Origin of the sequence: Cohnella thermotolerans DSM 17683 (genome assembly GCF_000429825.1) — a bacterium.
Taxonomy (GTDB): Bacteria; Bacillota; Bacilli; order Paenibacillales; family Paenibacillaceae; genus Cohnella; species Cohnella thermotolerans.
Window position 1 is genome coordinate 1 of the sequence record NZ_AUCP01000053.1, and the last position, 21,152, is coordinate 21,152.

Below are 21,152 nucleotides of genomic sequence, written 5' to 3' on the forward strand. Positions count from 1 at the left end.
CACGACACTGTATTTGCGAAGTACTTCAGTCTCAAAGCGGCGGAACCGGCCAAGTATGCCGAAAAACGTGCCCTTGCGCTTACAGCTCGTAAATTGGTGCGGTTGGTCGATTATCTGCTGCGAACCAACCGACTTTACGAACCCAGAGAGGTGATCCGACAAAACGCATGACATAGGCCCTTTCATCTAACCGCCTATTTCCTTGATATTTAGGAAATATCTGAAAAATCTAGGTAGGGCGGGTTTAGTTTGGGTTTGCCTTTTTCCGGGTCACCCCCTGAAAAGAGTGCGGTTCATTCAAAATCATTGAATTTAAGGACTTGACATCGTACCGCTGCTCTAATTGTCGCACAGCCTTAGAATGGACTCACGAATTGGTTGAATGCCGGCAAATGCCGGTCTCTCTCCGACACGATTGGATCGGCCAAGGGCCAAGGAATGTCCAAAGAATCCCAGTGGATGCCGCTGTCGTGTTCAGGCGAATGTACGGATGTGACGTTGTAAACCAGCGTCGCCGTATCGCTGAGTACCTGGAAGCCGTGCGCAATGCCGGATGGAAGATAAATCATATTGGCTTCATCCGAGGATAAGCGAAGCATCTGATACCGCCCATACGTCGGCGATTGCCGGCGCAGATCGACGAACACGTCGGCAACTTCGCCGTGCAGGCAATAGACGAGCTTTGCATGATCACAAGGAGGGATCTGAAAATGCAGCCCTCTCAATACGTTCTTGCTCGAACAGGAGTAATACTGTTCTTTGTAATCGACTGCAAGACCGTAATGTTCGAACAGGTCTTTGTGGAACGTTTTGACGAATATTCCCCTGCAGTCCGAGAATCGCTTGGGCACAAGCTCGAAGCATCCCGGCAAGTCAAGCTCGCGAATATCCAATGCCGCACCTCACGAATCTGCTCTGAATCGTTCAATCTGCTGGATGCACAGTTCCCGCGCAGGACGCTTCTCTTCAAACCCTTTGTACCATTCCACGATTCGATCCAGAGCCTGTCCCAGCTGCCAACGGGGACGCCAGCCCAATTCCGCCTTGGCCTTACTGCAATCCAGCTTCAAATAATGAGCTTCGTGCGGATGATCGCCTTCGTCGATCCGATAAGCGGCGTGCCCTCCCCACTTCTCGATCAGCCTGCGCGCGATCCATTCGACCGGCCGGGCATCCCGGTCGTCAGGACCGAAGTTCCAGGCACCGCCGAACGCGGTTCCGCTTTTATACAAGCGCCGCGCCAGCAGAAGATAGCCGCTCAGGGGCTCCAGTACATGCTGCCACGGCCGAATGGCATGAGGGTTGCGAATGCGAATGACGCGATCGTTCATTAACGCTTCGATGCAGTCGGGAACGAGGCGGTCCTTGGCCCAATCGCCGCCCCCGATCACGTTGCCCGCTCTCGCCGTGGCAATCGCCACGCCATGACTCGAGAACCGGTCCGGATGGAAGAAGGAGCTTCGATATGCATTCGTGACGAGCTCCGAACAGGCCTTGCTGCTGGAATACGGATCGTATCCGCCCAAGGTGTCGTTCTCCCGGTAGCCGTAATGCCACTCCCTGTTGTCGTAGCATTTGTCCGTCGTTACATTGACGACCGCCCGGCATCGCGAGCACCCTCTTACGGCTTCAAACAAATTGACCGTTCCCATGACGTTGATCGAATACGTGCCCGCCGGATCGAGATACGATTCTCGAACGAGCGGCTGCGCGGCCATGTGGATGACAATATCGGGGTTGAAGGCCGTCATCGCCTCCTTTAGACGCTCTCCGTCCCTAACGTCGCCGAGCACGGTATCCGTGACTTGGTCCAGCCCGGCCAAATCGAACAAACTTGGAGAGGTTGGCGGCTTCAACGAATAGCCTCTAACTTCAGCTCCCGCCATGTGCAGCCACAGCGTGAGCCAGCTACCTTTAAAGCCTGTATGGCCGGTCAGGAATACGCGCTTCCCTGTCCAGAAATCCGCGTCAATCATGCGAATCGCCCCACGTCTTCCAGGGTGCTTTGCCTTCCGCCCACAGCTGTTCGAGGTAGTTCTTGTCCCGCAACGTATCCATCGGCTGCCAAAACCCGTTATGCTTGAACGCGACGAGTTCTCCGTCCCGCGCCAATCTTTCCAACGGCTCACGCTCCAGCATCGTATGGTCGCCATCGATATAATCGAGAACTTCGGGCTGCATGACGAAAAATCCAGCATTGATCCATGCGCCGTCGCCTTTCGGCTTCTCCTGGAATCCCCGAACGACATTGCTGTCTTCAAAGTCTAACGCTCCGAATCGTCCCGTCGGCTGAATCGCGGTGACCGTAGCCAGCTTGCGGTGCCGCTTGTGATAGTCGATCAATTCCCGAATATTAACGTTGGACACGCCGTCGCCATAGGTCAGCATGAAAGGTTCGTCCCCGATATATGACCGAACTCTCTTCACCCTTCCACCGGTCATCGTGTCCAAACCGGTATTAACGAGCGTAACCTTCCACGGCTCGACCCTATGATTGTGAATGATCTTCTGATTGTGATTGCTAAAATCGTAAGTGACGTCCGATTCGTGAAGGAAATAGTGGTCGAAGTATTCTTTAATATAGTAGCCTTTGTACCCCAAGCAAATAATAAAGTCGTTAAACCCGTATTGAGAGTAAATCTTCATGATGTGCCAGAGAATCGGCCTACCGCCGATCTCGATCATCGGTTTAGGTCTTAAGTGTGACTCTTCACTAATTCGCGTGCCGTATCCGCCGGCCAGGATGATGACCTTCATACGTTAGCTCCTTCGGCCTCAATATCACGCAGAACCTCTTCCGTCAAAGCGGCAACGTGCTCGCTCTTGTTCGCAATTCGCTCCAAGTATTGCAGACTGAGCCGGGATTCCCCGAATTGTCGAAGGACATAGCCCAGGTTGTATAGCGTGTCCTCATGCTTGTCGTCTAGTCGGAATGCGGCCATTAGGTAAGGAAGAACGCGATCGAACGCTTCATTGTAATAGAAGCCCGCAGCGATGCTATTTAACAATTCGACTTGATTGCCGTCGTAGAATTCGACGGCTTGCATGATCTCCTCGTCAGTCAGCGACAAGATACGCCCCGTTAGACTCTGGACATTGTCCGGCGTCAGATCGGCGAAAATCGCCAGCGTCTCAGCCAGCTGCTCATAGTCAGGCAGGCTACAGTCCGCAACGGCAATCCGACTATGATCGCCTTGTTCATAATCCAGAAGATTTTGCAGCGTCGGATAGTAGTATTCCAGAATGCTTCTGCGATCCCGAGGATGGCGGTTGCCCTTCAGAACGAGAGAAGCGACGCTCTCCGCGGTTAGCGGCTCGCTCGACTCTTTGGGGACAAACTTATAGGCCGCGATGCTCCCTCTAGTCACCTGAAACAATTGAAGCAGTCTGGAAGATTCGTTGTGAGCCGTCTGCATTCCCTGCGAATAAATCTCCCCGCCCCCTACGGGTCGAGTATGCTTAACGGGCGTAGCGTCCAGCACCGCAATGCCTTCGCTCGGATACCCAAGCACTTTCGGCCAGATGAAGTCAAGGCCCCATCCGGTCCGTCCAAGGTTGAAGGTGGCGTGGCACTTCATCAAGGCCTCTCGCGAGAAGATCGGCGCCATGACCTCGACGAAATCGACATATCGCAGCGTCGCGTAACGGTTCTGAAGCGTCACATGATGAGAGACATAGGAATCTTCCGTCAACGCCGGCTGCGCCAACATTAAACGGCAACTAGAGAACAGCTCGAACATGTCGTGGATCGTACGGGTGTCCGCCAGAAGGTCGTCGTCCGGGAACCACACCGCCCGATAATGTTCGAACAGTTGCGGATGGTCCCTGATCAATCTGTACATGACGGGCCATTTGTAGCTCTTATGCTGGAAATAGAAGTCGGCATCCTCTCGATACTTGCCTTCTTCATCGCCGTAATAATCGATCAGCAAGTCGAAGTTCTTGAATTCCTTGTCCCGGATCCATTCTCTGTGCAGCGAGGAATCCCCAGCCCTGCAGACTACCAAGTAGAGATTGGCCATGTCTACCCTCCTTTGTCCTGTGCGAAGTCGATGAAGCCTAGTTCAAATGTCCGGCAACATATTCCCATATTTTCCGCCCGCTGGTGCCGTCCGCGTGTACGAAGCATGCGCGCGCTTGTTCGCGCTGACGCTCTGCCCATGCGCCGAGGTCCCCCTTACACACCATGTCGACGAACTGGCTCAACGGAAGAGCCGGATGGCTGAAGGTGCTTCTTAAATCCACGCTGTCTTCGGGCGGATTGGGGAAGCAGTCCGACAGAATCGTCTTCTCGTCCTCAATTCTGGAGATTCGAACCGGCACACGCCGAACCTCCCCGCTTCGGCGGTGGATTCCCAGCAAGTCCGGAGCGGTGACAGGACAGAACCATATCCACTCTCCGTCAAGGATTGCTGCCGAGAACAAGGCATGATCCGCTTCGAGCCCGCGATTGCGCTCCAACGTATCAAATCGATAGCGGTCGTTAATCATCGCCCACTCGGACTTCTCCAGTCTCGTGCAGACGGCCGACACTTCTCCGGTCTCCACGGCAATCTTCACAATCATGTTCGCGTCATGCGGCACCAGCCATACGTATTCGCCGTCGAATGCGGCTCCGCAGAACGGCTGATCTCCCCCCGCGAATCCTTCCGGCCAATCGCAATGCATCCGTGTCTCCTTCGTATACGGATTCCATTGCGCAATGGCGGTATCCAGCACGAGCCATAGCGCCGCGCCATCGGTCACGATGGCCCGAATCGGCTCTCGGAGGAAGTTCGGCTTGTGCGCCTTCATGTCCCCGGTGGCGAGGTTCATCTGAACGATCGTCTGCCTCTCCGGCAAGGCGATCCACAGTTCGTTATGGAAGACGACTCCGTCCGCGCACATCGAATGTCCGCCTTGGCTGAAGTTGGCCAGCTTGAACTTATACGCCTTCATCTCCCCGGTCTCCAAGTCGAGTCGAACGATTCGATCGTATTGGGCGGGAAGCAGCCATGCGTGCCGGCCGTGCTGCACGGCAACGGCAAAGCGCCTCTCCACCTGACTGCGGTTCGAAGGGAGGGGATGCTCGCTTATCTCGCCCGTTTGACGATTGTACTTCATCACAGCGGCAGCCCGGTCGGGAATGAGCCATACGTTGTCGCCATAGACGCACGACAGTGCGAAGAGTCGGGCATATACGTACCGGTCGGCGGGGAATCCGGGCGCTTCCGTTATTTGTTCCGTGCCGAGATCCAGTGCGAATAAGCGTCCCCGGTTCAGAGCCGGGAACAGCAATACGCCGTCATGTATCGTCCCCGGACCTACGGCGAGCGGAATGTACGGCTCGTCACGGTAATCCAGCCATGCTGGACCGGCTCCTAGGTCATTCAGGCAAGCCATGACGTTAGGATATAGCTTCAGTATCGGCTTCCCCGTCACGACGTACGGAATGAGAACCGAACTGTAGTCCCCGATGTAGGCGTCGGAGTGAAGGATCGCCCCGTGCATTTCTTCAGATTCGTCGTAGACCGCATTGGGGATACGCTTAAACTCTTCTACGAGCGACAGATAGGATTCGAGCAGGTGAGGCCGCGTCGACTTCAGCGTCTGGACGCTAAGCGGATGCGGACGCCAGATGACGGCGAGATCCGGCCGTCCGGCAAAGAAGCGGAACACCTCCTGCATATCCTTAACGACATCATCGTCCCCCAGTAAGCGACTTAGCGTCGAATTGTAGAAAAAGACGGTTCTCCCTTGCAACGCTTCTTCCCATTCCGGCGGCATCGAGGCTCCCGCTTGCATCTTGGCGTGCAAGTAATCCAGCTTGGGCGACCCTAGCGCGACGACGCGATTCGGATCCAGCTCCTCGTTCGCCAAATATTCCCGGCGGATAAATTCGGATTCGACAAAGATCCTCCAAGAATTGGAGGCTGAGGGCAGCCGCGGCAGCGAAGGATTGAGTCTGCCCAGCGACATGAAATAAGGGATGTAAACCAACTTGTCCGTATATTGAATCAAGTTGGAACTGAAATAGCGCGGGTGAACCCTCGTCACCCGGTTATAGGCGTCATATGGATTATGGATGAAGATGACATCGGGACGGTGCAGCCCAAGGTCATAGTCGTTATAATGGGTAATCTCAACATAGGACGGGAACCGATCCCCATCGTACTCGTCCGTCAAAGACTCCAGTTGAGGACCGAGGCTTTGATAGGGAATCGGGACCGTTCGGACGACGCATCTGGGGTCGGCCTTGGCAGCCCGCCACACGCTGTCCAATGCGTCCCACATCTCCGCCTTGTAGGGCATAAACACAATCTCGTATTGCACTTGCACATGCTCTTGAATCCACTTGGACAGCAAATCGGCCGTTCGGCAAGCGGCTTCGAATTGTCCGCTTCTGATGTCGTCTTCGCAAGCCTCGCACAATAATTCGGCATAGTGTCTGTTCTCCTCGTCTTTCAACGCCGAAGCGATCTGCGATACGCAAACTAGGCAGTCGTCTTGCAGAAAATTCGCCCCTGCTGCCGCCGGCGTGCCGAGAAATTGAAGGGCTTCCTTTAATGTGTCCGTTAATTCTAATAGTTGCAGCTTTCGTTGAAGTCGCAAAGAAATGCCCCCTTCCCTCTAATCAATGGGTCACTAATTATTTCGACAAATCCCCCGATTTTTTGCATAGCAAATTATGACAAATCTTATTTAAACTAATGATTTGTACAAGCGATTTCGATATAAGAAGTAGAGTGTCGACTTGTGTCAAGTTTGATCAAGGAGGGCTGCGCTTGAACCTGCTACGGCTACATGACTGTGCGCGCTCTGAAGAAGATCAAGCAATAGTGGCCCGATTGCAATCCATGTTCGGTCAATGGAACAGCTTCGCTTTCCCGGAAGTCCTTCAAGCCTATCGCGATTTCGACTTTCTGCTGAAGCGCAGCTTTCTGACGTTTTGCCGGACGATGCCGGCGGAGCAGGCTTACCGCAGTCTCCACGAGATATGGATTGGCGCGACCCAAGACCTGCTTGGCTTCTATGCCGAACGCCGTCTCCTGAACATGGCGCGCGATTTCGAAAGGCTAAGAGACCTGATAGAGCTTAGCTTTTTCTTCGAGAGCCGATTGCTGAATAGAAGTGCCTCGTCCGCTTCCCCTGCTCCGGCCATCAGCGTCATCTTGCCTGTCTATCGCGCGCAACAATTTCTGTGGGAAGCGCTACGCTCCCTCTACGAGCAGACGTTCCAGGACTTTGAGATCATCCTCGTCAACGAATGCGGGAATGACGACCCCTTGGAGGAGATTCTCGCCATCTTCGGCGACACGCGAACCCGGATCGTGCAGAAGACTGCGCGCGCCCGTCTGGGCATGTCTCTGAATCTCGGAATCCGACACGCCCGGGGTGAATTCATCGCGCGCATGGACGCCGACGACATCGCCCTTCCGGGGCGGTTCGCAGCACAAGCGGATTTCCTTCGCGCGCATCCCGACATCACCTTGTGCGGCACGCAATATCGTTCGTTCGGAACGGCCAACAACTGGAGCGATAAGCCGTATCCGTTGACGCATCCGGAAATTCAATGCCGGTCGTTGAAGTATTGCTGTTTTCTCCACCCTACCGTCATGTGGCGTAGAAGAGAACTGATCGAACACGGGCTCTGGTACAACGAAGAAGTATTGGCAGAGGATACCGACCTGTTCGCGCGAACTGTCTATACGCTGCAGACAGCCAACCTGCCGGAGACGTTGCTGCTCTACCGCAGAGAGGGGCATAACCTCTCCATTGCGAATCTCAAACACAAAGACGGCAAGCAACGAAGTCTGGCCGTCGTCCAGAGCATGGAGCTGGAACGAAACAACCTTAAGCGGCTTTATCGAACGCTCAGCGAGGAAGAATTGGACTTGGTTGCGCGCAAAGCCGAAGACGATTTCGCCTACGGAGACGCGCTGCGCATCTATCGGCATCGTCTGGGACGTGAAGATCTGTCCGACTTGCTGCCGCCGGACACCAGCGAAGCCATGGGCGCACTGTCCGTGAACCTGAACGGGCGCATCCCCGTCATTTGGGGATATGGCTGGAACGGACAAGTGTTGGAATACCTGCTGCAGGAGCAAGGCTACCGCGAGTATCGCATCGTCGATCAGCGCCTGCAAGCCCTGAACGGCGCCTTGGATTCCCCTCACGCCATGAAACTGGAACAGTTGGACGGCCGTTCGGACGCCTACTATGTCTTGATCTCCATGGACAAGCACTTCCCGGACGTGACCGAACGGCTGGAAAGCTTCGGTTATCGGGAACATAAAGACTATCTCGAATTTTTCCTTAGAAGGGGGAAGTGACGCCCATGACGAAAGCGATCCTCATGGCGGCGGGACGCGGTACCCGAATCAGCCGGCACATTGACGGCAATTGCAAGTGCACGCTAGATATCGGCGGAACAACCTTGATTCGCCACACCGTGCAAATGTTGCTCAAACACGGAATTGAAGTCCACATCGTGGTAGGATATCAGAAAGAGCGGATTAAGGACGATTTGCAAGGCCTGCCCGTCCATTTCTACGAAAATATGTTCTACTCCGTCACAAACAGCTTATCTTCCCTTTGGTTCGCCCGAGACCAACTGTGCGGCGGCTCCATTATATTGGGCAACGCCGATGTGTTCTGGGAAGAGAACCTGTTGCCGATCTTGCTGGAGGACGAGCGGGATTGCGTTATGCTCTGCGATTCCAGCCGGGTGGAGCAGGGAGATTATTTATTTCGGGTCGAAAACGGCGCCGTGCTAGAATACGGCAAAGGCCTCGACAAGAACAAGGCGAATTGCGAATATGTCGGGCTCGCCAAAATTCAAGGCCCCTTCATTCAGGAGTGCAAAGCGGAGCTGGTTCATATGATCGAGGCTCAGCGTCATAACGCTTGGTGGGAGCAAATTCTGTACAACATGATCCCTGGCCGCAGCATCTGGACAAGCGATATTGCTGGCCGCTTCTGGGCGGAGATCGACTTCATCGAAGACTACCGTCGCATATTGGAATACAGGGAGAGTAAAGCATGCCGATAAGCGATCCCAAGATCAGCATCATCGTTCCGGCCTGGAACGCGGAACCGTATTTGCGGCGCTGCTTGGACTCCATTGCCGCGCAGACGTTCTCCGACTTCGAAGCGATTGTCGTCGACGGCGGATCGACCGATTGCACCGCGGCGATCGTGCAAGCTTATGCCAGGGAAGATGCCCGGTTTCATTACTGCAAGCACGTGTTTGCTCCCCCCGGCGAACAGCGGAACTTCGGAATGGACAGGGCTCGTTCTCCTTATATCGCATTTGCCGACTCGGATGACGTTCTGGAGCCGGAGATGCTGGAGATGATGGCAAACGCGGCCCTGTCGGAGGACGCGGACATCGTCGTCTGTGACTTCAACATGGTTTATCCCGATCGCGTCATCCCCTCCTTCTCCCGGTTGGAAGCGGGAAACTTCGCACTCTCCGACGATCGACTTGCCGAATACTATTACCGGTTCAGCGCAGCTCCTAAACCGAACAACTATGTATGGTCCCGGTTGTACCGCAGAGAGTTTATTCGGCAGTCCGGAGTACGCTTCACGAACACGATGTACAGCGAAGACCACCTGTTCAATCTAATGCTACATTGCGCTATGCCCCGCATTACGCACGTCGGACAGGCGTTGTACAATTATATCCAGAGGGACAATTCCGTCGTCCGTCAAAGCGGCAAACGCCACAATCACGGACAAATCTACTACTCCGTCTTCGACAAGGCCAGACAATATTTGGAGGGCACGGGCGGCAGCTTCGTCACTCCGATTCTGGGCATCTATGCGTTCACCCGGATTCGGAGCATTCTGTTCTACGGACAATTGGCGGGTCTCCCGGACGACAAGCTGCAGAACTCCGTGATGAGCTTCCTCATGGGTGACAAAGTCGAGCATTACTTGACGATGTGCGAGAGACACGGCTACCTGGAGGAGTATGGCTGCCTTCATGCCATTCCCGACGAACAGACGCGGCTCTTCCGGCAGCTTCTGGCCTTGTGTCTTCAGAAGGAACAAATCGCCGTTGGGAAAGGATGGTTTGCATGAACCCGGACGTAAGCGTGATCGTGCCCATTTACAATGCGGAAGACTACATGCCCAGATGCCTCGATTCCCTCAGCCGGCAGACGCTTCGCCGGATGGAGATTCTGCTCGTCGTCGACGGGAAGTCCAGCACGAAGAGCCGCGACATCGCGGCCGAATACTGTCGGGCTAACGATCGGATGCGGCTGCTTGACGAGGGCGCATGCGGAGCGAGCGCCGTCCGGAATGTCGGTCTGCGCCATGCCCGAGGCGAGTACGTCGGATTCGTCGATTCGGACGATTACGTCAGGCCGGAGATGTTCGCGGATCTGTACGCATTCGCTTCCGGGCACGGGCTTGATATTGCCGTCAGCGGCATCTGGAGAGACCATGCCGAGTCCCAGCCGCTGCAATCCTTCCTGATGTATGCGGAAGAAGTCACTCGCCTGCCGGATCTGTCACGGTGCGAGTTCATGTACAAGTGGGTTTTGTCCACGCAGGCGAACCCTGTCTGGAACAAGCTGTACCGCAGGGAGCTTCTGCTTCGGAACGAGATCCGGTTCGACGAGTCGGTCCGGATGGCCGAAGACGCCGTGTTCAACGCACGCTGCTTCTCGGAGGCCGCATCCGCAGGTTCCGTAAACCGTGCGTACTACGTCTACTTTAACCGTCCAGGTTCGCAAATGTATTCGATCGATACGCAGAATACCTTATGCGACTTTCAACAGCGATGGGATGTGTTCCGCAATTGCGCCGGCCGCATTCCCGAAGGAGATCGCTTGCTCGCCGTGACTTCGCTTCGCCTGATCGCCAATGCGGTGTTCTTCTTCAAAGTTCGCAATCGTCCTTTGGATGAAGCCTGCGCATTCGCCGAACAATTAATCGACGCTTTGGGCATGCAGTCTTATCTGGATATCGCGCTGCTTCCCGGCGTCCTGGACGCTTTCGCCGTGGCGTCGCATATGGACGAGACCGCTCTAGCGAACTTCCGTAAATTCGCCGAAGCGGCCGCCGCGGGAAGATCGAAGCTGCTCGAATGGCAGACGTACTATCAATACGTAATCGAAAAGAAGGGCTGACCGTGAAATATGCGCTAGTGACCGGATCGACCGCCGGTATCGGACTCGCCATCGCCAAGAAATTGCTGGAGGAAGGCTGCTTCGTCTTTGCCAACTTCGCCCATAATGAGCAGAATGCGCGGATGGCGGCGGAGTTCTTCGCTTCCGCCAGCGACAACTATCGCATCATCCGGGCTGACATGTCCGCCTTGGAAGGCGTGAACGCGCTGTGCGACAGTGTGATCGCGCAATGCCCGAGATTGGACTTTCTTGTCCTTAATAGCTATGCTACGGACAAAACGGACTTCCGCTTCGTGACGCCCGAGAAGTGGCAGCACGTCATGGACTGCAACGTCAACATGCCTTTTTTCACAATGCAACGCTTGTACGACCATATGAGCGAGGACGGTTCCGTCGCATGCATCGGCGCCATGATGGGCATTCATCCGCATGCCATCTCCATTAGCTACGGCGTGTCCAAAGCCGCGCTGCATATGCTGTGCCAAAGCATGGTCAAGGTGTATGCGCAGAAGCGCGTGAGGATCAACGCGATCTGCCCGGGTTTCGTCGAGACGCCGGCGCAGCTAGACAAAGCTCCCGATCACCGCAAGCGAATCGAAAACAGAATCGCGCTGCGGCGATTCGCGCAACCGGAAGAGATCGCTAATTTCTGTTATAGTGTGTTAACGAACACCTACATGAACGGGGCTGTTATTCCGGTCAGCGGTGGATATGACATGGCCTAATCTGGAGGACGACATGACGAAATTGCTCTCCCTTTGTATGATAGTCAAGAACGAGGAAAAAGTGCTCGACCGATGCCTCACCAGCGTTCAGGGACTGGTGGACGAGATCGTTATCGTCGATACCGGTTCGACCGACCGTACGAGAGAGATTGCGAGGAAGTATACCGATCAGGTGATTGATTATGCATGGAAAAACGATTTTGCAGACGCCCGCAACGTCTCTCTTCGCCACGCCTCCGGCCGCTGGATACTGGTACTGGATGCGGACGAATACGTGCAGCCGCACGGACACGAGGAGCTTCGCCGGTTGCTGAGCGAACGTTCCGCGTCAAGCAATATCTGCTATCTGCTGAAGATCATGAACATGATGGGCAAGGAGTCCAGCGGGCAAGTCCACTTCATGGAGTCGCAGGGCGCGCGCCTGTTCATCAATTCGCTCGGTATCCACTACGAGGAGCCGATTCACGAGCAGCTTCGTTCCAGAGACGGCCCCATCGCCTTCGAAGCGCTGTCGTTCTCCATCTTCCATTCCGGCTACACGAACGAAGTCGTCTCCGAGAAGCAGAAGACCAAGCGCAATCTGGACATCCTGGAGAAACTTAAGACCCCTCAGCGATTGAAGCAGCCCTATTACTGCTATGTCTTGGGCAACGAGTATGCGAACGGCCAGAACGATGCCGAAGCATTGCGCTATTATCGCATGTCCTATGCCCGATCGAAGCCGGGCGACGCTTGGTATGTCCACCTTCTCGACCGGTTTCTGACGGTGTTGATCAAGCTGAACATGCACGGGGAAGCTTATCGGCTCGCTACCGAAGCCCGCAGCCGGCGGCCTGACGTCGTTGATTACCATTGCCTTAGCGGCATTATTCTGGAGCATTACGGATTGTTCCGCGAGGCTGCCGCTTGCTTCGAAGAATGCCTGAACATCGCCGACCGATGCGAAACCGCCAACAAACCCTACTGGCTCGTTCAGACCAATTACGGACGCATCATCCCTCACCAGATGCTGGCCGAGATCGCACGCAAACGGGGAGATCTCCACCAGATGGTGCATCATCTGACCAAGACGATACAAGTTCAGCGCAACCATTACGGTGTCCTCCGCCAGCTCATGCTCTATCTGACCTTGTTCGACAGTCCGCAATCGGTAAGTGCGTTCGTCGAGAAATTATTCCCGCTGAACGAACCGATCCATGCGCTGCTCCTTCTAAAAGTCTCGATGTCCGTGGGCAATCGGGAGTTGGCAATTCGCTACCGCGCAAAATGCGAAGAAGCAGCCGTGCCCTTGTCGAATACGGACCGGTTGATCTACGATCTGTTGCTCCATCAACCGTCCCAAGTCATGCCTTCGGAGGAAGACGGCTTTCCAGCCGATCTGGCCCTTATGGCTACCGTCGTCTATCAAGACGACCGGTACCTTCAATCGTTATCGGCCGAAGCCGAACTTCTGGCTCTCGGCCGCGAGTTGATGCGAATCGTTCGGGACAACGACGATTCGGAAGTCGCCCAGGCTCCGCCACCGGCGCTTCAAGATTTGCTGCTCCGCCTGCTGATGAACGGGTATGACGAACTGTACGATCGAATTCTGCAACGGTGGCTTCAGCCAGACTTCCTCAATTCGTTCGCTGTCAAGCTTGCGGACTCCGGCCGCGGCGATCTGGCGATGAATTATTTCAGCCTGGCGCTCGACAATCAAGTGCTGTCCGGTGAAGGGTATAAGTTTGTCGGCCACTACCTGCTGTTGCAGAACGAGCTGGAGCAAGGAATGCAATTTTTGCGAACAGCGCTCGAACTGGCACCGACCGAGGATTTGATCGGGATCGCCAAGACTTCAACCGGCGTGCTGCTGCCATCTTATCGCGAGTTTCTGGCGGAATATTTGAAGCGCTTCCCCGAGGCCAAATCCCTTCCGTTGTCCTGAACAAAGAAGGTCCCGTAACGATGACGGGACCTTCTTTATCGTCTTCTTATTGGTAAGTAAAGCTCATCGTATTGCTCTCTTGGCCGTTGGGATTGACAATCTTGATGGTCACCGTCGATCCCTTCGTCCCTGCGGGAGTTTGAATGAGAATTCTCTTGTTGCTGTAGAATTTATAGAGCCTGCCTTCGACGTCGCCGAAATAAATTTTCAGACCGTTGACAAAGTTGGCACCGTCGATATAGATGAAATCTCCTCCCGCAGCATTGCCGGAAGTGGCGCTCATCTTCGTTATAACCGGTGCGAGCACGGGGGGCGGAGCATCGTACGTGTACGTTCCGGTCGCGGCATTACCATTGGGTAAAGTGATCACGAACGGAACCGCTCCCGAAGTTGACGATGAAGGCGTCGTGATCAATATTCTCGTAGTCCCGTAATACGTCATAATCGGCACATTCTGCCCGTTAAAGGTGACGGTCATGTCCGGATCGAAGTTAGCGCCGCTCACATATACTTGGGTTCCTCCCGACATCGGACCGTGATCCGGCGACAAACCAGTGATGACGGGCGTAAGAGCGTTATACGTATACCCGCCAACCAGCAAGCCCTCCTGTGCGTCCGGATTGACGATTCTCACGTCTACCGTTCCGGCCTGATTGTTGGCAGGAGCGATGACCAGCAATCTGGAACTCGAATAATAGGTATTCACGACAGCTTCCTGAGTGCCGAAATAGACCTTCAAGCCTCTCATAAATCCGGTTCCGTTAATGTACACTTGCGTTCCGCCGGAAGTCGGTCCGTTATTCGGCGATAACGACGTGACCGTCGGCGCCGGCGGAGGAGGCGGCGTCGTATACGTGAATGCGCCTGTCTTCGTTCCTTCCTTGCCGTCCGGGTTCACAACCCGAACATCAACAACTCCTGGAGAAGCTACCGCCGGACTGACAACAAGCATCCGGCTCGCAGAATAGACCTTCAAGACTTGCGCTTCAGCGGTTCCGAAGTAGAGCTTCAAGCCCGCTTGAAAGCCCGTCCCGTCAATGTAGATCTGGTCACCGCCGGCAATGAGCCCCGACGTAAGGCTTAACTTCGTAATGGTCGGATCGGGCAACACCGGAGGAGCCGAATAGATGAAGGCATCCTGCTTCGTCACCGTCTCACCGTCCGGATTCGTCAGCCTCAAACTTACGGGGCCGGATTGCGACGAGGGCGGAGACATGACGAGAATCCGTGTCTCGTTATAATAGGTGGTGACCGGAACGCTCGTGTTGCCGAAGGTTACTTGTACGTTGCTGTCAATCTTGTCCCCGCTAATGTATACCGCGGTTCCGCCTTGCATCGGCCCTTCCGCAGGGCTTACCGAAGTGATGGTCAGAACTTTCTCGGGCGGCTTGTTGTAAGTGTAGCCTCCCGTGACGGTAGTCGACGTTCCATCCGGATTCGTCAAGACAACGTCTACCGGGCCCGCTTGCGCTCCGGTAGGCACGATTACCGTCGCATAAGTGGCGCCGTTGTTGGTTTTAACCGTCGCGGGCTGATTGCCGATCGTAACCGTCATGCCCTTCATGAAATATTGGCCCCAGAGTTCGACGACATTCCCTCCGGCGAGATCACCGTTGTTAGGCGTAATGGAGGTTACGATCGGATCCGTCATGTACTGGTATTGTCCCGTGGCGAACTGTCCGTCCGGATTCCTCACCGTGACGGTTGCCATACCTTGCGAACCTTTGGGGACTGTTGCCGTTATTTGCGTATCGCTCACGACTTGAATGTTCGTGGCCGGAACATTGATGAATTCAACCGTCGCGTTCGGCCGGAAGTATTGGCCGGTAATGGTCACCGTATTGCCGCCGTTCGGATGCCCGCTCGGTTCGACGATCGACGTGATGACGGGAGCGGGGAACACCACGGACAGGTTTACACTGGGGATCGCCTTCGTGCGGTTCGCTCCGGCATAATCCTTGTAGCTGATGGAAGAATCCACGGTCGACACCGGAAGCGCCCCCGTCTTGTTCTTGTCCTTCGGGCGAATTTTGTAGGTGAACGTCAACGTCTTGTCCTTCAGTTCGTTAAAGGTCCAGGTGAGCGTATTCCCTGTGACCGTCGGCTTCGGAATGTTGTCGTCATAAGAACCCGGCACAATCTCGAAATCCGGCGACACGATATCGTTCACTTGTACGTCGAAAGCGCTCGCCAGTCCGATCTCCTTCACGATAGCCGCATAAATGTCGCTCAAACCTGTTGATCCGAGCACGAAATGGTGGTGGTCGGCCGTCGTCGCCATTTCTTTCAGCAAGATATTAGGTCCGCTAGTATTGGGATCGTCGGTTTGCTTCAAAAGTGCGATTGTGTAAAAGATGATGCCTGCATCCTTCGCTTCCATCGCTTTGGACTTGGCATAGCCGTAAGGGTCGTTCGTCGGATAGGTAGCATCACCATCCGTCAGCAGAATAATGACCGGTTGCGCCTCCGGCCGGTGGTTTGCCAACAGATCCATCGCCTTCTGAATGGCATCCCCTGTCGAAGTCGATCCATTAGCTTGAATGGTGTCAATGTAGTTTTTGGCGGCAGTCTTGTCCGTCGTCAGATCGAAGCTGCCGATTTGGTTGATGCTGGAAAAGTCGACAATGCCGACGCGGTGTTTTGTCATGTCCATCAAATCAATGAAACCCTTGGCCGCTTCTTTCGCGTTGGTCATTTTGTCTTCGCCATTGTTATAGGCCGGGGCCATACTGCCGGACTTATCGATGACCAATATAACGTCATTCGGCACGATTACGTTAACCGGAGGCGTGCCCTTAATAGAGAGAGAGACCGTCGCCTCTTGTTCGGTCGTGATTTTCGTCGGATTAACCGATTTCGTAACACTTACATAATCGCTAGTTGCAGCGGATGCATTCCTCCCCGGGGAGAATAGGCCACTCGCCGCGATGATGAACGCCAAGAAAAACATCATCCAAGACTTGTTCTTTCTCACATATACCCCTCCTGCGACATTATCATAAAAAAAGCAATAGTACGAATGCACTATTGCCTTGTTGCCACAAATGGGCAACCTGGCGATCTTTCTCATACCGCGGTACAATAAAGATTCATGCCTTTTGCAATTCTGTATTTCTAATCTTCTGCCTTTTTTATCTCTGATTGTCGATGAAAAAGCCGGATGGAGAGGATATTTCCCCTGAATATGACGAATGAATCCGACGCGAAACTGCAAACTTCTGAAGTTGGCTGCGAAGTTCGCCGGCTACTCGTTGAAGCTTGCTCTGAATGAGGTTCTCTAGTTCACGGCACTCCGAGCAAAGATCATGAAATTCCTGTGGAAGAGGATTTAAATCATGAACGGATAACGTTCGATCGATAGCTTCACTAAGCTTCAATTTAACTTCTTGCAAACGATGCAACGTTTGATCGACTTCTGTACTCCCTTCACCTTCCAAAGGCAGCGCTATGATGGACAGGCTCGCTTCTTTGAACTCCTTTATGAACTCTAGAGCTTTTACATGGTACTCATTCATGAAGTGGCCTGCCCGCTCTTCACCTGCTTGACCGCTTGTGCCCAAGTATCTCGCAATTCGGTCATCAAACCTATGCATGTACGAATCGACTCCGCGTCCATATGGAGGTTTGCATGAATAAGCTGACTCCGTATGAAATCATATAGACTGAACAAGTTGGCCGATATTTCATAATTCATATTAAGAGTCGATTGAAGTTCTTCCAAAATGTTCTGAGCCTTTATGATGTTCAGATGCTTGTTTGCCGCATCCTTCGCTTCGATGCCTGCAAGAGCCAGCTTTAAAAAGCGGATGCAGCCGTTATACAGCATTAATGTCAATTCGCCCGGTGACGCTGTCTGAACCTGCATCATCAAGTATTGATCTTGAGGAGTAATCATGCTGCCTCACCTCTTCTCGTCAATAAGCGCTCCTGCTGCCAACTGTTGTAATTTCTCAACCAGATCTATGATCTTCTCTGAAGGAATTTCGGTAATAACCTCGTTTGTATCTTTATTAACGACTTGAACGATGATTTGACTGGAGTTTTCATGTTGCTTGTAATGAAATTCTGTAGGGGTACCTTGCACCGATTTGTTCGCCTTCTCGATGGCTTCCAACACAGCCTTCTCCGATACCGTCAGAATGTCATACTTTTCGCGATCTTTCAACTCAAAGAAGGTCCCGGCAACCTTAATGAGGTCATCCGCTTTCGACGAATCGGCCGGAGACGACATAGGCGCGCTAACATTCGACATGGTTCTTACTGTTTGCAATTCCATTGATCCTCAGCTCCCTTCCCCAGATGAGATCTAACCATGTCATGTTGAAGCGACCCTAGTTGCGCTTGGTTGTCTCCTGGGCCTATTAAATTTGGGTTATCCGAATTGGCTAGATAGCCACGATAAGGTGGAGTTGCTCTTGCTGATAGCTTCTTCCATGGCAGAGAACCGCTTATAGTAGTAATCCTCCTTAGCGCTGAGCTTATCGTTCATATCCAGAATGCTCGCCGATAAATCGTAAATTTGCTTGCCGAGCGTTGTTGTCGTGTCTGACTCTGACCCATTCACGCGTCCGGCTTCCTTCACCAAGGATGACAAAATACTGTTAGCCTTATTGTACATTCCTACAAATATGCCTTCCTGGCTGTCGATCCCGGTATTGCTGGTAAACAATTTGTTTACCGCATTCGGGTCAGCGGCTATGGCACTGCGCAGTTTATCCTCATCAAGCTCAATTTTTCCTTGATCTTCAGCGACATACACACCCGTAAAGGCTTTCGTCGTAATGCCGACGCTCATCAAAGAATTAAATTGACTGGATACGCCATCAACCGTTTTATTTAACAGCGAACGCAACGAGTTCTTCGCATCGCGAAGTATAGATGAATTATGAAGCAACCCGATCTTTACCTTCGCTTCCCACAACTTGATGTCATCGTCACTCATTGCCGCTTTTTGATCGTCTGTCAGCGGGCTATAACCTTGTGTTCTCGTTTCGCTTAACCTTTTGTTGATAAGGTCGATGAGATCGTTATACGCGGTTATGAACTTCTTGACATTGTCGACGATGCTGTCCGGATCGCTCGCGACCGTGACTGTAATCGTATCTGTAGCCGACGCTTTGTTCAGGGTGTAAGTGATGCCATCCTTGGCGTAGACATTCGTAGAACTAGAGAATGCTACCAAGTCCAATTCCCCTTGTGCGTCCATGCCATAGACGTTCGTTCCTGAAGCGATTTGAAGCGCGTTCAGCAACCCGCCGCTATCATCAAGCTGCACTTGCTGGCTCGCTCCGGTCTGCTTACTTGTAAAGGTGAACTTATCGTTCACGGAATCGTATGACATCGTAACACCGGCTGCGGAAGCATTGACTTTGCTCATAATGGTCTGAAGCGAATCCGTTCCCGAATAATCGATCGTTACAGAATTTCCGCCATTCGTGACCGTTAGTATTCCGCCAGTGGAAGACAGGCCGGCTGCGAATTTATTCTGTTGTTGCAAGTCGTCCAGACTCAACGTCAGATTCAACCGGTACGATTGTCCGTCTGAAAATCCGAGATTAGCCAATGCTCCGGTCGCAATCTCGTAAGTAGACACTTGAGGTTTAAAGCCGTTAGTACCTGCTTGCGGATCAAACGTCAACTGTCCTTGTCCGTTCAACCCGACGTTCAATTGACCGGTTCCGAAGGCTTTGTCCACTTGCTTCTGAAGCTCGGCTTGCAGGTCGGATGCCGTGTAATTGTCGCCGGGTGTCAGCGTGATGACCTTCACCGTATTATCCAGTTTGATAGCAATTTTGTCGTTTACACCTTGCGTAATCGTTGTTCCTTCTACGTTCTTGGTTCCTGTCAATCCGAAATTGGTAATGCCGCTTGCACTGGAAGCCTTGGCGTAATCAGCCAATTGTGTTACCTTAAGCGTGTGTGTAGAAGGGCTCGTCACCTGCGTCGGTGCCACCGTTACATTGGTAGATGATGATGTAGCCTTCATCCCGGTCATTCGGCTACTATAACGAAGGTCGCTCATGACGTCGCGGAATGCCGATACCTTCGTATTGATTTCCCGATACAACTCCATCTGATAGGAAATCAAGTCCTTCTTCTGTTTCAGCTTGTCGACCGGAATCCTCTCGGCTTTCATCAAGTCGCTTACGAGCTTGTCGATGTCCATGCCCGAGCTTAGTCCGGTAATTCTCATGACCACGGCCATTCTACCTCCTCGTTGCGAAATATGCTCTATCTTTTATATCGTAAAAGTTGCGGAAATTTTTTAATTTATTTTCACTCATGCAGCATTTTTTTTAATCGTTCAGTAGCCGGAGCATAGCTATATTGATTCGCCCGTTCGTAATAATGGATTGCTTTGTCCCGGTCTCCGACAATCTCGTAATAGACACCCATGTTGTAAGCCGCCTTATAGCTCCCTACGCCTTCAACCGTCGAGTAAATTTCCGTCTCCCCGATGTTGAGAGCGCGCTCATAATTCGGAACGATGCCGGACAGATCTCCAATGTCCATCGCCAGAATGGCCAGCAGGAACGGCAAGTCGGGAAAATTCGAATAATATTCGGCAAATGGTTGCAAAAAGGCATATGCCTGCTTACTGCAGCCTAGTTCTTTCAACGTATATCCATATTGAACAAGCATAGGGGGGTAATAATAGTAGGAAAACTGTTCGAGGCGAATTCCCTCTTCAAACGCTTCTTGCGCTTTCGCATACTCCTTTTGGGAGTAATGGAGCTTACCTAGTTGGTACCACATATATCCGTTATCCGGGTTCTCTTTCAAACTCTTCTTATATAGCGATTGATATCGCTCGTATTTGCGAGCAGTTTGGTATATTTCTTTATCGTAACCGTAATGTTGAATGACAACACCGCTATGCAAGATGTCCGCTGGCAGCCCATTTTCATAGACTTGTTCGTGAACGGCTCCAAAGAACCGGAACTCCGGCCGATTGGGCAAAAGTCTTATCATCCGGTGCTGCGTCCAATCGCCGTCCGACCAATTCCGGATTCGCGCAGTGCCCGCTCGGCCCGGATGTTCGAGGTCGAACTTGCGAATTTGATCTTCGGCCCCGTCCTCCAATTTCTCATCAGCGTCGAGAATGAGGATGTAATCCCCCGTCGCATACTTCATCGACTCATTTCTAGCCTCAGCGAAGTCATCGTTCCAAGAGGCAAAGAATACCTTGGCTCCATGCTGACGAGCTTCCTCGACAGTTCGGTCTTCCGAACCGGTATCGACGACTACTTTTTCAAAATGCGCAGGGATGCTGCTCAAAGCTTGTCCGATTCGGCCTTCCTCGTTGCGGGCAATCATACAGACGCTAATTCGCATTCTACGTCCTCGCTTTAAACAAGAAGGAAGCCCACACAAGACTGT

17 protein-coding genes are annotated in these 21,152 nt (G+C 53.1%); 6 read left to right on the top strand and 11 right to left on the bottom strand.

Annotated elements, in window-relative coordinates; translation table 11 throughout:
• Window positions 1–356 precede the first annotated feature (356 nt).
• From rfbC to G485_RS0111180, 5 genes are read right to left on the bottom strand one after another with little or no spacing between them, the layout of a single operon-like run.
• Window positions 357–893: a dTDP-4-dehydrorhamnose 3,5-epimerase gene (gene rfbC, locus G485_RS0111160; protein WP_027092627.1), complete on the bottom strand. Its 537-nt coding sequence runs from the start codon at window positions 891–893 to the stop codon at window positions 357–359.
• A 9-nt stretch (window positions 894–902) separates the two neighbouring features.
• Window positions 903–1,976, bottom strand: a complete 1,074-nt coding sequence (gene rfbG, locus G485_RS0111165; RefSeq protein ID WP_035155782.1) for a CDP-glucose 4,6-dehydratase — start codon at window positions 1,974–1,976, stop codon at window positions 903–905.
• Window positions 1,969–2,757 carry a glucose-1-phosphate cytidylyltransferase gene (gene rfbF, locus G485_RS0111170; protein ID WP_027092629.1) on the bottom strand — a complete coding sequence of 263 codons (789 nt, stop codon included), beginning with the start codon at window positions 2,755–2,757 and terminating at the stop codon, window positions 1,969–1,971. The genes rfbG and rfbF overlap by 8 nt, the downstream gene beginning before the upstream one ends.
• A complete protein-coding gene (locus tag G485_RS28340; RefSeq protein ID WP_051318188.1) occupies window positions 2,754–4,022 on the bottom strand; it encodes a DUF707 domain-containing protein in 1,269 nt (422 codons plus the stop codon). Before G485_RS28340 ends, rfbF begins: the two co-directional genes overlap by 4 nt.
• A 37-nt stretch (window positions 4,023–4,059) precedes the next feature.
• On the bottom strand, window positions 4,060–6,591 hold the full coding sequence (locus G485_RS0111180) for a CDP-glycerol glycerophosphotransferase family protein (RefSeq protein ID WP_156922277.1): 2,532 nt from the start codon (window positions 6,589–6,591) through the stop codon (window positions 4,060–4,062).
• A gap of 227 nt (window positions 6,592–6,818) precedes the next feature.
• Here G485_RS0111180 and G485_RS28345 point away from each other — a divergent pair, with 227 nt between their 5' ends.
• From G485_RS28345 to G485_RS28355, 6 genes are read left to right on the top strand one after another with little or no spacing between them, the layout of a single operon-like run.
• Complete coding sequence (locus G485_RS28345) at window positions 6,819–8,312, top strand: glycosyltransferase (protein ID WP_169732309.1); 1,494 nt, start codon at window positions 6,819–6,821, stop codon at window positions 8,310–8,312.
• Window positions 8,313–8,317: 5 nt separating this feature from the next.
• Window positions 8,318–9,031, top strand: coding sequence for a phosphocholine cytidylyltransferase family protein (locus G485_RS0111190; RefSeq protein WP_035155785.1), 714 nt, complete (start codon window positions 8,318–8,320; stop codon window positions 9,029–9,031).
• A complete protein-coding gene (locus G485_RS0111195; RefSeq protein WP_027092632.1) occupies window positions 9,022–10,068 on the top strand; it encodes a glycosyltransferase family 2 protein in 1,047 nt (348 codons plus the stop codon). The genes G485_RS0111190 and G485_RS0111195 overlap by 10 nt, the downstream gene beginning before the upstream one ends.
• On the top strand, window positions 10,065–11,123 hold the full coding sequence (locus tag G485_RS28350; RefSeq protein ID WP_051318190.1) for a glycosyltransferase family 2 protein: 1,059 nt from the start codon (window positions 10,065–10,067) through the stop codon (window positions 11,121–11,123). The genes G485_RS0111195 and G485_RS28350 overlap by 4 nt, the downstream gene beginning before the upstream one ends.
• 2 nt (window positions 11,124–11,125) lie before the next feature.
• The gene (locus G485_RS0111205) at window positions 11,126–11,848 is read left to right on the top strand and encodes an SDR family NAD(P)-dependent oxidoreductase (protein WP_027092633.1); all 723 of its coding nucleotides are present in this window, start codon (window positions 11,126–11,128) and stop codon (window positions 11,846–11,848) included.
• 13 nt (window positions 11,849–11,861) lie between these two features.
• Window positions 11,862–13,772 carry a glycosyltransferase family 2 protein gene (locus G485_RS28355; RefSeq protein WP_169732310.1) on the top strand — a complete coding sequence of 637 codons (1,911 nt, stop codon included), beginning with the start codon at window positions 11,862–11,864 and terminating at the stop codon, window positions 13,770–13,772.
• Between the two features lie 46 nt (window positions 13,773–13,818).
• Here G485_RS28355 and G485_RS0111215 read toward each other — a convergent pair whose 3' ends face one another.
• From G485_RS0111215 to G485_RS0111240, 6 genes are all read right to left on the bottom strand, one after another.
• Window positions 13,819–16,725 carry an IPT/TIG domain-containing protein gene (locus tag G485_RS0111215; RefSeq protein WP_051318194.1) on the bottom strand — a complete coding sequence of 969 codons (2,907 nt, stop codon included), beginning with the start codon at window positions 16,723–16,725 and terminating at the stop codon, window positions 13,819–13,821.
• 178 nt (window positions 16,726–16,903) lie between these two features.
• The gene (locus G485_RS30410; protein WP_027092635.1) at window positions 16,904–17,287 is read right to left on the bottom strand and encodes a hypothetical protein; all 384 of its coding nucleotides are present in this window, start codon (window positions 17,285–17,287) and stop codon (window positions 16,904–16,906) included.
• Complete coding sequence (gene fliS, locus G485_RS0111225; RefSeq protein ID WP_027092636.1) at window positions 17,284–17,667, bottom strand: flagellar export chaperone FliS; 384 nt, start codon at window positions 17,665–17,667, stop codon at window positions 17,284–17,286. The genes G485_RS30410 and fliS overlap by 4 nt, the downstream gene beginning before the upstream one ends.
• A gap of 6 nt (window positions 17,668–17,673) precedes the next feature.
• The gene (locus G485_RS0111230; protein ID WP_240489127.1) at window positions 17,674–18,048 is read right to left on the bottom strand and encodes a flagellar protein FlaG; all 375 of its coding nucleotides are present in this window, start codon (window positions 18,046–18,048) and stop codon (window positions 17,674–17,676) included.
• 96 nt (window positions 18,049–18,144) lie between these two features.
• Window positions 18,145–19,977 (bottom strand): flagellar filament capping protein FliD, encoded by a 1,833-nt coding sequence (gene fliD / locus G485_RS0111235; protein ID WP_027092638.1) that lies wholly within the window; start codon window positions 19,975–19,977, stop codon window positions 18,145–18,147.
• 71 nt (window positions 19,978–20,048) lie between these two features.
• A complete protein-coding gene (locus tag G485_RS0111240) occupies window positions 20,049–21,107 on the bottom strand; it encodes a glycosyltransferase (RefSeq protein ID WP_027092639.1) in 1,059 nt (352 codons plus the stop codon).
• Window positions 21,108–21,152: the final 45 nt, after the last annotated feature.

Bases quoted from the DNA above. Each gene is read 5' to 3' on its own strand.
- rfbG (WP_035155782.1), bottom strand. From the start codon at position 1,976: ATGATTGACGCGGATTTCTGGACAGGGAAGCGCGTATTCCTGACCGGC.
- rfbF (WP_027092629.1), bottom strand. From the start codon at position 2,757: ATGAAGGTCATCATCCTGGCCGGCGGATACGGCACGCGAATTAGTGAA.
- G485_RS28340 (WP_051318188.1), bottom strand. From the start codon at position 4,022: ATGGCCAATCTCTACTTGGTAGTCTGCAGGGCTGGGGATTCCTCGCTG.
- G485_RS0111190 (WP_035155785.1), top strand. From the start codon at position 8,318: ATGACGAAAGCGATCCTCATGGCGGCGGGACGCGGTACCCGAATCAGC.
- G485_RS0111195 (WP_027092632.1), top strand. From the start codon at position 9,022: ATGCCGATAAGCGATCCCAAGATCAGCATCATCGTTCCGGCCTGGAAC.
- G485_RS28350 (WP_051318190.1), top strand. From the start codon at position 10,065: ATGAACCCGGACGTAAGCGTGATCGTGCCCATTTACAATGCGGAAGAC.
- G485_RS28355 (WP_169732310.1), top strand. From the start codon at position 11,862: ATGACGAAATTGCTCTCCCTTTGTATGATAGTCAAGAACGAGGAAAAA.
- G485_RS0111215 (WP_051318194.1), bottom strand. From the start codon at position 16,725: ATGATGTTTTTCTTGGCGTTCATCATCGCGGCGAGTGGCCTATTCTCC.
- G485_RS30410 (WP_027092635.1), bottom strand. From the start codon at position 17,287: ATGAATGAGTACCATGTAAAAGCTCTAGAGTTCATAAAGGAGTTCAAA.
- fliS (WP_027092636.1), bottom strand. From the start codon at position 17,667: ATGATTACTCCTCAAGATCAATACTTGATGATGCAGGTTCAGACAGCG.
- G485_RS0111230 (WP_240489127.1), bottom strand. From the start codon at position 18,048: ATGGAATTGCAAACAGTAAGAACCATGTCGAATGTTAGCGCGCCTATG.
- fliD (WP_027092638.1), bottom strand. From the start codon at position 19,977: ATGGCCGTGGTCATGAGAATTACCGGACTAAGCTCGGGCATGGACATC.
- G485_RS0111240 (WP_027092639.1), bottom strand. From the start codon at position 21,107: ATGCGAATTAGCGTCTGTATGATTGCCCGCAACGAGGAAGGCCGAATC.